Source organism: Sphingomonas sp. P4_G2 (assembly GCF_056401155.1).
In genome coordinates, this window is sequence record NZ_JBFUJY010000004.1 from 241,840 (window position 1) to 254,811 (window position 12,972).

10 protein-coding genes are annotated in these 12,972 nt (G+C 65.4%); 1 reads left to right on the forward strand and 9 read right to left on the reverse strand.

Annotation, left to right across the window (positions count from 1 at the left end; translation table 11 throughout):
• Positions 1 to 18 precede the first annotated feature (18 nt).
• From AC1DRD_RS13275 to AC1DRD_RS13290, 4 genes are all read right to left on the reverse strand, one after another.
• Positions 19 to 1,389 carry a PAS domain-containing sensor histidine kinase gene (locus AC1DRD_RS13275; RefSeq protein WP_478041733.1) on the reverse strand — a complete coding sequence of 457 codons (1,371 nt, stop codon included), beginning with the start codon at positions 1,387 to 1,389 and terminating at the stop codon, positions 19 to 21.
• Complete coding sequence (locus AC1DRD_RS13280) at positions 1,386 to 2,468, reverse strand: DUF2336 domain-containing protein (RefSeq protein WP_478041734.1); 1,083 nt, start codon at positions 2,466 to 2,468, stop codon at positions 1,386 to 1,388. Before AC1DRD_RS13280 ends, AC1DRD_RS13275 begins: the two co-directional genes overlap by 4 nt.
• A gap of 66 nt (positions 2,469 to 2,534) precedes the next feature.
• Complete coding sequence (locus tag AC1DRD_RS13285; RefSeq protein WP_478029241.1) at positions 2,535 to 3,713, reverse strand: hypothetical protein; 1,179 nt, start codon at positions 3,711 to 3,713, stop codon at positions 2,535 to 2,537.
• A 76-nt stretch (positions 3,714 to 3,789) separates the two neighbouring features.
• Positions 3,790 to 4,080 (reverse strand): Hpt domain-containing protein, encoded by a 291-nt coding sequence (locus AC1DRD_RS13290; RefSeq protein ID WP_478029242.1) that lies wholly within the window; start codon positions 4,078 to 4,080, stop codon positions 3,790 to 3,792.
• Positions 4,081 to 4,161: 81 nt separating this feature from the next.
• Here AC1DRD_RS13290 and AC1DRD_RS13295 point away from each other — a divergent pair, with 81 nt between their 5' ends.
• Positions 4,162 to 5,958: a coiled-coil domain-containing protein gene (locus tag AC1DRD_RS13295; RefSeq protein ID WP_478029243.1), complete on the forward strand. Its 1,797-nt coding sequence runs from the start codon at positions 4,162 to 4,164 to the stop codon at positions 5,956 to 5,958.
• An 85-nt stretch (positions 5,959 to 6,043) separates the two neighbouring features.
• Here AC1DRD_RS13295 and secD read toward each other — a convergent pair whose 3' ends face one another.
• The 5 genes from secD to AC1DRD_RS13320 form a co-directional block, all read right to left on the reverse strand.
• Positions 6,044 to 8,542, reverse strand: coding sequence for a protein translocase subunit SecD (secD, locus tag AC1DRD_RS13300; RefSeq protein ID WP_478041735.1), 2,499 nt, complete (start codon positions 8,540 to 8,542; stop codon positions 6,044 to 6,046).
• Between the two features lie 861 nt (positions 8,543 to 9,403).
• Positions 9,404 to 9,682: a DUF1467 family protein gene (locus AC1DRD_RS13305; protein ID WP_478029245.1), complete on the reverse strand. Its 279-nt coding sequence runs from the start codon at positions 9,680 to 9,682 to the stop codon at positions 9,404 to 9,406.
• Positions 9,683 to 9,691: 9 nt separating this feature from the next.
• A complete protein-coding gene (locus AC1DRD_RS13310) occupies positions 9,692 to 11,332 on the reverse strand; it encodes a ribonuclease J (protein WP_478029246.1) in 1,641 nt (546 codons plus the stop codon).
• A gap of 123 nt (positions 11,333 to 11,455) precedes the next feature.
• Positions 11,456 to 12,232 carry a type III pantothenate kinase gene (locus AC1DRD_RS13315; RefSeq protein WP_478029247.1) on the reverse strand — a complete coding sequence of 259 codons (777 nt, stop codon included), beginning with the start codon at positions 12,230 to 12,232 and terminating at the stop codon, positions 11,456 to 11,458.
• A 26-nt stretch (positions 12,233 to 12,258) separates the two neighbouring features.
• The gene (locus AC1DRD_RS13320) at positions 12,259 to 12,954 is read right to left on the reverse strand and encodes a biotin--[acetyl-CoA-carboxylase] ligase (RefSeq protein WP_478029530.1); all 696 of its coding nucleotides are present in this window, start codon (positions 12,952 to 12,954) and stop codon (positions 12,259 to 12,261) included.
• Positions 12,955 to 12,972: the final 18 nt, after the last annotated feature.

Below are 12,972 nucleotides of genomic sequence, written 5' to 3' on the forward strand. Positions count from 1 at the left end.
CTTTCGCGCCTCCGCGCGCTAGGCACCAGCCCCAGGCAGGGTCAGCATGAAGCGCGCGCCCTGCCCCAGCGCCGAATCGACCGTCAGATCGCCGCCCATCGCGCGCGCCAGCCGCCGCGCGATATAGAGACCCAGCCCGCTCCCGCCCGGCTCACTGGGATCGACTCGTTCGAATTTTTCGAAGATGCGCGCCTGATCCTCGGGGGCGATACCCTTGCCCTGATCGGCGACGATGATCACCGCCGCGCCGCGATCGCGATGGGTGCGAATCCAGACCATGCCGCCATCGGGCGAATAGCGCACCGCATTGCCGATCAGATTGACCAGGATCTGCAACACGCGCTTGAACTCGCCGGTCGCGGGCGCGCGGTCGATGTCCTGCGGCGCGTCGATCTTGACGCCGCGTTCCGCCGCGCGGACGCCGAGCAAGCCGGCCGCGCGCCGCCCGATATCGGCGAGGTCGATCGGTTCCGCCGCTGGGGCGAAGTCGGGCCGCTCGACCGCCTGCAGATCGACCAGATCGTCGACCAGCCCGAGCAGATGCCGTCCGGCGCTGGCGATGTCCGACGCATAATCCGCATAATCGCGCCGGATCGGCCCCTCCGTCTGGGCATGGATGCTGTCGGCATTGGCGATGATGCGCCCGAGCGGCGTGCGCAATGCGCGATCGAGCCGCGCGCTGAACGCATCGAGCGGATCGCTGGCACGATCGTCCGCCGGTTGCGGCAGCTCGCGCGTTTCCACCCTGACCGCGCCGATATAGCCCGCGAACAGGCCCTCCGCGTTGAGCGTGGGATTAGCTGACAAGGTCACGGTTTGCCCGGTCGCGCGCACCGTCGCCGCCTGCCCCTCGAACGGCTGATGCACCGTCAGCACACCGAGCATCGGCATCGCGCCTTCGGCATCCATCTCCAGCGCGAACAAGGACGCGAGCGGCTTGCCGAGTGCGCTTTCAGGCGTCACCCCGAACCGCTCGGCCCCCGCGGCTACTGTCGTCAACCGCAAGGTCGCATCGGTTTCCCACCACCAATCGGCGCCTTGCAGCAACAGATCGCGGTCGCGCCGCGCCGGGTCCACCGGCGGTGTCCAAGGCGCGCGCAGCTTCCAGCCACTCAGCTCCAGGCGCACGCCGTCGTCGACCGGATCGGCGCGCACCCACAATTCGACCTCATCGGGTCCGTCGGCGACCAGCACGTGGCGCGCGACCGTGATCCCCAACCGCTGGGCCAGCCGCGCGAGCATGGCGACCTGCGGCACGGCGAACGGTTCCCCGAGCGCACCGCCGGCACGAATGTTGAGATCGCCGAGTCGCGGCCCGGCGTCTACCAGGCGGCCATCGCGATCGACGAAGCCGTGAACGGGCGGCAAGCCTGCGTCGACCGCGCTCATCGACGCTTCTCCAGATCTGCCATCGCCGTGCGAAAATCGGGATGGAGCCGGAGCGGCGCAAGCGCTCCACGCGCCTCGTCGGGCGTGACTGCAGCGATCGCTGCCAATTGATCGGCAAAGGCTTCGACGTCGCGGCGCGGGTCGGCTTCGCACAGGCTGAGACCGATCCGGGCGACCGTCGCCCGGTCGAGCCCGGCCCCGCGTAGCACCAGCCATAATTGCTCGCCGCCATCCAGCAGGATCTGCCGCATCGTCGCATAGTCGATGCCCAGGGTATGCCCGAGCAATGCGATGACCAGCGCCACTCGCCGATCCCCCAGCGCATGCCTCAGCACCGTCGCCAGCTCCGCGGGTTGCGGATCGATCGTGGCGGCAAGCCGCATCGCCGCGCTTTCCAGACGGTCGCCTTCGTCATGGTCGGCGAGCGCATGCAACGCCGCCTCGACGATCATGCGATCTGCATTGCTCGGCCCCAATTGTTCGCGAATCGCCGCCGCTACCCACCAGACCAACCTGTGATGCAGCTCGGCCGGAAGTTCGGTCCGCTCCAGCCGATTGCTGTCGATCAGCCCGCGACGCCGGCTTTCGGCGGCCATCATGGTCAGCGCCGCATCCGCGACCCAGGCGTCGGCACTTCCGGCCAACCGCGCGAGCAGGCTGGCCGAGCCGATCTCATCGGGCGGCAAGGCAGGCAACAGGTCCACCAGCAGATCCTGCCGGGTCCGCGCGATCAATTCGCGCATCAGGTCGAAATCGCGCAGCAATCCGCTGCCGACCAGGCGGTCGAGCACCGGCGCACCACTGTTGATCCGCTGGATCAATGCCGGATCCACGCCGGCTAAGAGTGTGGCAGCGCGCTGGCGGAGATCGTGTTCGACCACCGCGACCATCGCAGTCAGCGTCGCCGCGAGCGCCGCGCGCGTCCGGTCGTCGAGCCGCGAATCGTCGGGAAGGAAGAAGTCGTCAATTGCCTCGGCCAGGCGGCGGTCGACATGACGCGCCGCTGCCGCCGCGCGCGCAAGCAGCGTGCTGGCGCTCGCACGGGCGCCATCGTCCCAATCGCCTTGGTCGATCGACATGATTTTGTTGTACGATTGTGTCGTTAAAGCGAGGTTAGCCAGAACTCACCGATTTCGCAGGCGGAATTAACCGCCGATACGCGAGCGTAAAGCTTCTACCGCGAAGCCGAGCGTGACCCCGGCATAGCTCGCGGCCGCCGCCAATCCCCAGACCGGATATCCGATCAGCACCGCCGGCAGCAGGATCAGCGGATAGGCAGCCGGGACTGCCCACCACCACGGTCTGGTCACCACTCCTGCCGCGCGTTCCGCCAGCGCTCCGGCCAGAACCGTCGTCAACGCGAGCAGCGGTGGCGTTGCGCTGGCGGCGAGAAACCCGACCCGCTGCCCCAACAGCAAGGTCGCCAATGCGACCGCCGCGGGCGTGCTCCAGCGCAATATCCTGCCGAGCGCCCGCTCGTCGCGCAGCCATGCCAGCACATCGGCGAGCGCGAGAAGCGCGAGGGCCAGCACGATCGCCGCCATGCCCGAGGCCGTCCAGCCGATCGCGATCGCGGCAAGTCCGCCGACGCCGAACACGCCGCCCACTCCCGCCAGCGCGACCGGAGGCACGCCGCGCGCAACCAACGGTGGCAGCGCCAGTTTGGCGAGCGGCGCGACCAGGAAGCGGTCGACCCAGTTCGTCCGGGTGCCGAGCGCCGCGACCAGCGCGGCCCGGCCCTTCGCCGCCAGTGCACGCGAATCGCGCTGGACGCCATGGCCCTCGCGCACCGCCGTTTCGGGCAATGGCAATTGCTCGGCGCCGCGTTGCGCGATCACCCGCAAGAGCGAAGAGGCGAAATCATAGTCCGCAGGCAACTTCACGACATCGGCGATGCGCTGGGGATCGATCGTGGCGATTCCCGCCCACACCGCGCTGGGACCGATCCGTTCGAGTTCGTCACCCGTCGAGGCCACCAGCAACGTGTCGCGATCGCGATCGCGCATCGCCTCGACCATGACGCTGGTCGTCATCAACCCATCCGCCAGCCACATCACGCGCGCAAGCGGATGCAACTTGGCGAGCACTTCGGCGGGGCCGCGCACCGCGTCGACCGCGATGCCGCGCCGGCCGAGGCGATTGATCGCGCCGAGCAATTCGGGAGTCAGGCGCGAAACGACGACGATGATCTGCGACGCCCCAGCGGCGATCAGCAGCCGCGCCTGGAATTCGATCAGCGTCACGCCCCCGACCGGCAGCGTCGCCGCCAGCGTATCGTGGCGATCGGACGCGTCGGCTGTGGCAAACAGGAGCCCGGCAAGCATCCGGGGCTGTTAAGCCTCGCACTCGGGTATCGCAAGGATCGTGATTGCCCGCCGGATTTGGCGGCGGGCCGTACGGCTAGAGCCGAGCCACCGCGCGCCGCAAAGTTCGCACGACATCGGCATTGCCGGGCGCGCTTGCCGCTTCGGACGCCAGGCTCATCAGGCGCACCGCGCCGAAACTCGCCGCCAGTCCCTTGAGACGCGCAGTCGCGAGGCGCCAGGCATCGTCGCTTTCGGCCGCCTGGATCGCGTCGATCGTCTTTTCCGCGCTGTCGACAAATGCTGCACGCAATTCGGCAATCAGCCCCGGTTCGTCACCGACTGCCGCAGCAAGGGTCGCATCGATTGCACCGGGATCATAAGCCATGACCCAACCTAGCCCTAAGGGCTTTAACGGAACGTTGCGCAATCGCTTTGAAATGGTCGGTTTTATGATAAACAAAGCGTCATGAACGGGGGGTCCAAGATCATCGACTTGCACGTCAGCGACGTTGAATACGCCGCGGCGGATGAGCCGTTGCAGCTGACCGAGCCTTACGAAGGCGAGGTTTTCGAGCAACCTGAGGAACTGGAGGAGCGGTCGGGAGCGACAAAGTGGCGCATCCTGGCTGGCCTGGCGTTCGTGTCGGCGGCAGCATGGATCGGCTTCTTCGCTTGGTATGCCTGGCCCGCCATGCAGGCTGCACCCTCGCCGACCGTGCTGGCCGAACTGGCTACCGGCCTGACCGCACCGTTGGCGCTGATCGCAATTCTCTGGCTGGTCGCGCGGCGTTCAAGCCGGATCGAAGCGCGCCGCTTCAACGACACGGCGCGATCGATGCGCGCCGAGGCAGAGCACCTCCAGGCCGTCATCGACGTCATGGCGCAGACGATCGACTCCAATCGCGAGAAGCTGGCCGACCAGGTCACGGTGATGATGGCGACCGCCAGCGCGGCGTCGGATCGCCTGAGCGAAGCGTCGTCAGTGCTCGACAGCCACTTTTCCAAGGCCGAGACCGATGCTGCCCGCATCGACAAGGCGGCCGCCAATCTGGAGGCCAATCTCCAGATCATGCTGGCGACGCTCCCCCACGCCCATGACCAGACCACGACGCTGGCTGGCCAGATCGAAACGATCGGCCTGACCGCAAGCGAGCGCGCGGCAGCGCTCGATGCCCAGGTCGTCGCACTCGGCGAACGTGCGCGCGAAGTCGACAGCCATACCAGCGGCGCGGCGGAACGCTTGTCCGCGCATATCGCGCGCATGGAAGCGACCAGCGAGACGGCAGGGACCCGGCTCGAACAAGTCACCAGCGCGATGTCCGAAGCGGTCGACGGCCTGCTCGATCGCACCGCCAGCGCAGTGGATGAGGCGCGCAAGGGCATCGCCGCCCAGGGCGACGCCATGCTCGCGATGCTGTCCACCAATCAGGCCGCGCTCGATCGCACCGCCACCGACAGCACCACCGCGCTGGCCGATCGCATCGCCGGGATCGAAGCGGTGGCCAATCACGTTGCCGCGACTCTTGCCGCCGGACAGGAGCAGGTCGACGCGCTGACCCGATCGATCGATGACACCAGCGGCGCCGCGCATCGTTTCGCCGGAGAGGCGGCACCGCAATTGCTCGAAACGCTGATGCGCATCCGCGACACCGCCAATGCCGCCGCCGAGCATGCGCGCGAGGCGATGGCCCGAATCGCGCCCGACGCCGCCGACGCGCTGGAAGCGGCGGCATCGCAGGCCGTCGAGCGCGGCCTGGCAACAATCGCGCAAGCCACCGAGACAGCCGCGGCATCGGCGACCGACGCGTCGGACAAGCTCAACCGCCAGATGCTGGCGATCGCCGAGGCGTCGAGCCTGATCGAGGCGCGGCTGGCGGATACCGAGGAAGCGAACGGTTTCGCGCGACGCGTGTCGCTGTTGATCGAATCGCTCAACTCGGCAGCGATCGACCTCACCAGCATCTATTCGTCCGAAGTCCCCGATTCGTCCTGGATGGCCTATCTCAAGGGCAATCGCGGTGCGTTCGCGCGGCGCGCGGTCAAGCTGCTCGATGCCGGCGAGATGCGGGCGGTACTCGAGGCCTATGACAATGACGACACGGTGCGCGAGCAGGTCAATCGCTACATCCACGATTTCGAAGCAATGCTGCGTGGCATCCTGGCGCAACGCGACGGCGCGGCGATCGGCGTGACGCTATTGTCGTCGGACATGGGCAAGCTCTACGTCGCGCTGGCTCAGGCGATCGAGCGGCTACGGACTTAAATCAGTCGCGGCCCCTTTCTGGGAGGGGAGACCCAGCACAGGCCTAGCCGGGAGCGGTACGGCTCCCGGCTGGCTCATTCTAAACCTACGTCGAGGCAGACGTGTTGCTGGTGTTCGGGCGCTTCGCCCACTTGTCTCGCTGTTCCGATAAAGTGAGCAGTAGCGGTGCGGCGATGAAGATGGACGAGCTTGTCGCCAGAAAAAGCCCGAACAGGAGCGTCATTGCGAATTGCTGGAGTGCTGGCCCGCCAAACACAGCCAATGGCGCCGTTGCCAGGAATAGCGCCAGCGACGTTCCGATCGTGCGGGACAGTGTCTCATTGATCGAGAGGTCAACGATCTCCCGAAGCGGCCTGTGCCGCATAGCGCGCATGTTCTCGCGGACCCGATCATAGACAACCACCTTGTCGTTGATCGAGAAGCCCATGATCGTCAGAATGGCCGCGATCGAGGTCATGTTGAACTCGAAGCCGGTTAGCGCGAAGAAGCCGATTGTCTTAGTAAGGTCCAAGAACATCGTCGCGACCGCGCCTAGTGCGAACGGCCATTCGAAGCGGACCGCAATATAGGCGAACATTGCGATTGCGGCGATGCCGAGCCCCCAGATGGCGCTGCTGAACAGCTCGTTTCCAATCGTGGCACCCACCACGTCAACCTTACGAACCTCGGCGCCCGGCGCAACTTGCCCGAGCATATGCTCGACCTTGGCGACTGCGGCCGCCTCCGCCTTAGGCCCTCCTTCTTGGCTTCCGAGGCGAAGAAGAACGTCATTGGGTCCGCCGAAGGATTGTACCTGGACCGGTCCAAGGCCCAGCTCGCTGGCTTGGCTACGCAACCCGGCTAAGTCAGCCTCGCCCGGCATCCGCGCCTCGACCGCGACGCCGCCGGAGAAGTCGATCCCCATCTTCAGCCCCGGCGAGACAGCTAGCGCGACAGAAGCCAGGCTGATCAGCGCCGACGCGATGAGCCCCGCGTGGCGCGCACGCATGAACGCAAAACGCGTCTTACTTGGCAGAAAGTGGAGCCGCGTGCCCATCCTTAGCCGCTTCGGTCGCACTCGATCGAGGTGGCGCGCGGTCAGGTACCGCACGAATACGAGCGCGGTGAACATCGAAATGAGGATGCCGAGGCTTATGGTGATCGCGAAGCCCTTGATCGCACCCGCGCCCAGCCCGAGCAGCACAAGCATCTTGAGAAGAGTTGTCAGGTTCGCGTCGAGCACGGTCGTATAAGCACGCCGAAACCCGCCTTCGATCGAAGCGCGCGCGCTCTTGCCTTTCGCCAGTTCCTCGCGCGTGCGTTCGTTCACCAGAATGTTGGCGTCCACGGCCATGCCGAGCGCCAGCAACAGGCCAGCGATGCCAGGCAGCGTTAGAGTAGCGTTCATCAACGCCAAGCCGGCAATAGTGAGTGCGAGGTTGGCGATAAGCGCCGCCGCCGCGTACACGCCGAACCGACCATAGAGCGCGATTACAAAGCTGATCACGAGCGACAAGCCGACCACGATGGAGATAAGGCCCGCGTGGACTGCGTCCGCTCCCAGGCTGGCGCCCACCGATCGCTCCTCAATCACAGCGAGCGGTGCCGGCAGCGCGCCCGCACGGAGCAGCACTGCCAGGTCCTTGGCTCCTTCAGCGTCAAAGCCACCGCTGATTTGACCCCGTCCGCCGATAATAGGCTCTCGGATTACCGGCGCACTGATCACCTTATCGTCGAGCACGATCGCAAATGGCTCCCCGACGTGTCTGGTGCTGGTTCGGGCGAACTGGCGCGCGCCAACACCGTCGAGCGCGAAGTCGACCGCCCACCCGCCCGTCTGCTGGTCAGGGCGTGGTGTAGCGTCAACGAGGTTGGCACCGTCGACTTCGACATGGTTGAGAACAGGGACGGTAGCACCGGCATTGTCCATCATCGGAAGGCGGCGTACGCCGGCACTGGCGGCTTCCGCCCCGTTCGCTACCAGGCGGAACGTCATTTTCGCGGTCGAGCCGAGCAGCGTACGCAGGCGGCCGGGATTGCTGACCCCCGGCAGCTCTACGAGAATGCGGGCCACGCCCTGCTTCGCGACAACCGGTTCGTTGGTGCCCGTCTCGTCGATGCGACGGCGAATGATCGCGATCGCCTGTTCGACGGCCTTCGATAGGAGCGTTGCCTGGCCCGTGTCGGTGTAAGAGACGGCGAGGCCGCCAGGCACATTGGCAAGTTGGAGCGCGGGGCGGCCTGCAGAGTCGGTGCCAAACTCAGCCACGGTGTCGGCCAGCGCTCTGGCACCGGTGTCCGGTGTGGCGAGGTCAATCAAGACGCGGCCGCCTGTCACCTTGGTGCTTGCCACAACGCCGGCTTTCTTGAGCGCCGCGGCGGCCTGTTCGCGGACGCTCTCGAGCCTCTCGTTGATCAGAGCGGCGCGGTCGAGTTCGAGAAGCATGTAGGATCCGCCCTGGAGGTCCAGGCCGAGGTTTACATGAGGTTGCGGGTACCAGGCTGGCAGGCGGCCAGCAGGAGTAAAGCTGGGGATGCTGAGCAAAATGCCAATAAGGCAAATGCACAGGATTACCCCCGCCTTCAGACGGGAGAAATGTAGCATTGTCGATCCTCGTTTGCAGTCGTGAAGAGACAGGCGCGCAAGCACGGGCGCACCTTCAGGCTGCGCATCTCAGGCGCAGCGAGGCTGCTTCAGACTAACGGAGGGCCGGTAGCGGGGTGAGCGCGGACTGAGCGCTTCGCGAAGCCTAGTACGGCGAGCGGAACGGGGGAGAGGCGCGACGGCTCTGGGTTGCCGGGACGCGCCAGCTCGGCCGGCGGTAGCGCGCTCCCCCCGCCCTGGTGCGGGTCGGAACGATCGGCTTCCTCATTGGGGGCAAGCGCACGGTCACTGAGCGTGAAAGGTCTCGCCGCGGCCTCGCGAACGGCGAGACCCTGCCCATGTCCGTGCGCCGAGCTTGGTCCGCCGAGCGCGCCCAAGCTCAGCAACGCCGCGAACAGCGTTTGCAGAACGGCCAGGACGACGGACGGCGAGATCAGATTTGGGCACCCCTGCACGTGCGCTGACGTGAGTCGCGGCGCACACTCGTCCGGAAAAATTGAAGCCTATAGCCGCATTTCAACGAGAACAAGGCGAAGGTCGCAAGCCTCCTGATTGCGGACATGAGCTTAGGGTCCGCAACCGCCCAAGCCGTTCCAACTAGCATGAGCGTAGCACGGCTGCCGAATTAAAGGGCTTACGGCAAGCAATTCTGGCTTTTGCGCTGACGGCGGTTCGCGGGTTCAGCTTTCCCGAAACGTATTCCCAATTGCCCTTTCCAGAAATTTCCGTTCGAAGATAGAAAGGCGGGAAAGTTCGCGCTGAACGAATGGCTGCGTCCCCATTGCTCGGTTTGCTCACCTGAACGTCGGGAAATGGGGCGCTTGCCGACGGACCGCTATTTCATGAGCCTAAGGCCTTAGCTCAGCTCATTCTGTTCGACGGATTGACGAAGTCGAGCATGTCCGGCGTGACCCAGCCGTAGATGTAATTGAGCACGAACAGCGCCCACAGGATTGTCGCCACGATCGTGACGCGCAACGCGAGGCGCTTGATGCTGAATTCGTGCGGCGCGCTTTCGGCCTGACCGGGGACGTAGTCGCCGCCGGCCTCCTGCGTGGTGCGCACCCCGAACGGCAAGACGAGGAACACCGAAAACGCCCAGAACAGGAAATAGATCGCGAGCAGCGAGGTCCAACGCATATCAGATCCTTACGCCTCGATCACCAGAACATCGACGACCGGCTTCTTGCCGGTCCAACGCGTCGCCACGCGGCGGACGCCGAGACGGAGACTTTCGCGCAATGTCGGCAGGTCGCCGCGATGCTTTTTCACCACTTCAGCGGCGGCATCGATCGCCTCGTCGATGAACGCCTCGCGATCCTCTTCGACGGGAATGCCCTGCAGCCCGACTCGTGGCACGCCGATCAAGCGATTCCTGCCGTCGATTGCGACCGCGACCGACATCTGGCCATAGGTCGCGACGCGGCGGCGCTCGTTCATCGTCGCGCCGTCGGCGGGCAGAATGACATCGCCGTCGAGCATCAGCCGGCCGACCGTGGCATGACCCAGCTTTTCGGGCTTGCCGGGCGCGAGGCGAACGATGTCGCCGTCGCTCTGGACCAGCGCCTGCGGGATGCCCTTGGACAGGCCGAACCGCGCCTGCTCCATCATATGGCGCATCTCGCCATGGACGGGCACGAGCAATTGCGGACGGATCCAGCCGTACATCGCCTCGAGCTCCGGGCGTCCCGGATGGCCGGAGACATGGACATGCTCCTGCCGCTCGGTGACCATTTCGACGCCAGCAGCGGCGAGCTGGTTCTGGATGCGGCCGATCGCGAGTTCGTTGCCCGGGATCTGCTTGGACGAGAAGACGACGGTGTCGCCCGCGACGAGCTTGATCGGGTGGTTGCCGTCGGCGATGCGGCCGAGCGCGGCGCGCGGTTCGCCTTGCCCGCCGGTCGCCACCACCAGAACATCGCGGCCGGGCAGCGCCATCGCGGCTTCGGGCGAGATCGGATCGGGGAAACTCTTGAGATAACCGTTAGCGCGCGCCACGGTCAGGATGCGGTCGAGCGAGCGGCCCTGGACGCAAATCTTGCGCCTCGTCGCCTTGGCCACTTCGCCTAAAGTCTGGAGGCGCGCGGCGTTCGACGCAAAGGTTGTGACGACCACCCTGCCCCTCGCCTTCTTGACCGCGTCGATCAGCCCGTCGCGCACGCTTGATTCGGTACCCGACGCCTGCGGGTTGAAGACATTGGTCGAATCGCAGACGAGCGCGAGCACGCCCTCGTCGCCAACCGCAGCAAGCTGTTCGGGAGTAGACGGCCTGCCGAGCACCGCATCGCTGCTGTCGAGCTTCCAGTCGCCGGTGTGGAATATCTTGCCGTATGGCGTCTCGATCAGCAGCGCGCTTGCTTCGGGGATCGAATGCGCGAGCGGGACGAAGCGGAACTTGAACGGCCCGATCTCGACCACCTTGTTCGGATCCACCACGTTGAGCTCGACGCGGTCCTGGACGCCTTCTTCCTCGAGCTTGCCGCGGATCAGCCCGGCGGTGAACTTGCTGGCAAAGAGCGGCGCGCCGAGATCGTCGGCGAGATAGGGCAGAGCACCGATATGATCCTCATGCCCGTGCGTCAGCACGACGCCGACCAGGTTGGCGCGCTGTTCCTCGATGAACTGGAGATCGGGCAGAATGATCTCGACGCCCGGATAAGCGGGGTCGGCGAAGGTCACCCCCATGTCGACCATCAGCCATTTGCCCTGACAACCATAGAGGTTGACGTTCATGCCGATTTCGCCCGATCCGCCGAGCGCGACGAAGAGCAGTTCCTTACCTGGTGTCACTTCAATTCCTAATCGTTATTCATTCTAGTCATCCCAGCGAAAGCCGGGATCTCAAGCCTTGTCGCGCCTTCGCCTAAGATCCCGGCCTTCGCCGGGATGACGGATAAGATCGCAAGGTGACGGCTATCGCTGCGCCCGTTCCCACATCATCGCTAGCCCCTGGATGGTCAGATCAGGCTCGATTACGTCGAACACATTGGTATGCTGCTCGAACAGCAGCGCGAGCCCACCTGTCGCGATCACCTTGGCCGGGCGGCCGATCTCCGCCTTCATCCGCGCGACCAGCCCTTCGATCATCGCGATATAGCCCCAATAGATGCCGATATTCATCTGGCTGACGGTATCGCGTCCGATCACGGTCGGATCGGCCGGCGCCTCGATCGCGATCCGCGGCAGCTTGGCGGCGGCGCTGACCAGCGCATCGAGCGACAGATTGATACCCGGTGCGATGATCCCGCCCTTGTACGCGCCGCGAAAATCGATCCAGTCGATCGTGCTGGCGGTGCCGAAATCGATCACGATCAGATCGCCTTCATGCAGCGCATGCGCCGCGATGGCGTTGACCGCGCGGTCGGCGCCCAGGCTCTGCGGCTCCTGCACGTCGATCGCCATACCCCATTCGACCGGTTTCTGCCCGGCGATCAGTGCATCGGTCTTGAAATATTTCTCCGCCAGCCATTGCAGATTATGCGTCGCGCGCGGCACCACGGTCGAGATGATCACGCCGTCGACCTGGCTGCGGTCATAGCCTTCGATGCTCAGCAACTGGGTCAGCCACACGGCATATTCGTCGGCGGTACGGCGGGGGTCGGTGGCGATGCGCCATCGGCCTTTCACCTCGCGGCCATCGAGCAGCGCGAAAACGACATTGGTGTTGCCGGCGTCAATCGCGAGCAGCATGGAATTCAAGCTCCCATCCGGAGAAATCACAGCAGGAACACGTCCGCCGCGTGAATGACACGCCGCGTGCCGTCCGCCAAGCGAAGGATGAGCGCGCCGTCAGGATCGAGACCGTCGAACAGCCCATCGATCGCCTCGCCGTCGGGCAAACGAACGTTGAGCGGCGTGCCGGTCGGATGCGCGTGGGCAACCCAACGGCGACGGATCATGTCAATCCCCTGCCCGCGCCAGCATTCGACCCAACGCGCGAACGCCTCGGCCAGCGTCTCGATAAAGTCTTCCGGTGCGACGGCGGCATTATGAGCAGCGAGGCTGGTTGCGCGGCGATCGGTATCGGTCGGGTAATGCGCCAGATTGACTCCGATCCCGACCACCACGGCATCGACCGCGCGCTCGAGCAGGATGCCCGACACTTTGGCGCCATGGATCAACAGATCGTTGGGCCATTTGAGCAGCGCCACGCCGGGAGCGTAAGCCGAAACGGTTTCTTCGAGAGCGACTGCCGCGACCAAAGTGAGCGTTGCGGTCGGCGGATCGCTCGGGCGGACGCGGACCAGCGTGCTCGCATAGAGATTGCCTGGCGGTGAGATCCAGGACCGACCCATCCGCCCGCGCCCGCCTGTCTGGCGCTCGGCACGCAGCCACACACCCTCTTCCAAGCCGGACGCCGCCAGCGCGATCATGTCGGCGTTGGTCGAGCCGGTTCCCGCCACGGTGCGGATACGGCCGCTTGTATCGGC

What these genes read in the sequence shown, in the direction of transcription:
- AC1DRD_RS13275 (WP_478041733.1), bottom strand. Translation starts at nt 1,389, where the DNA reads ATGAGCGCGGTCGACGCAGGCTTGCCGCCCGTTCACGGCTTCGTCGAT.
- AC1DRD_RS13295 (WP_478029243.1), top strand. Translation starts at nt 4,162, where the DNA reads ATGAACGGGGGGTCCAAGATCATCGACTTGCACGTCAGCGACGTTGAA.
- AC1DRD_RS13305 (WP_478029245.1), bottom strand. Translation starts at nt 9,682, where the DNA reads ATGCGTTGGACCTCGCTGCTCGCGATCTATTTCCTGTTCTGGGCGTTT.
- AC1DRD_RS13290 (WP_478029242.1), bottom strand. Translation starts at nt 4,080, where the DNA reads ATGGCTTATGATCCCGGTGCAATCGATGCGACCCTTGCTGCGGCAGTC.
- secD (WP_478041735.1), bottom strand. Translation starts at nt 8,542, where the DNA reads ATGCTACATTTCTCCCGTCTGAAGGCGGGGGTAATCCTGTGCATTTGC.
- AC1DRD_RS13280 (WP_478041734.1), bottom strand. Translation starts at nt 2,468, where the DNA reads ATGTCGATCGACCAAGGCGATTGGGACGATGGCGCCCGTGCGAGCGCC.
- AC1DRD_RS13285 (WP_478029241.1), bottom strand. Translation starts at nt 3,713, where the DNA reads ATGCTTGCCGGGCTCCTGTTTGCCACAGCCGACGCGTCCGATCGCCAC.
- AC1DRD_RS13315 (WP_478029247.1), bottom strand. Translation starts at nt 12,232, where the DNA reads ATGCTGCTCGCGATTGACGCCGGCAACACCAATGTCGTTTTCGCGCTG.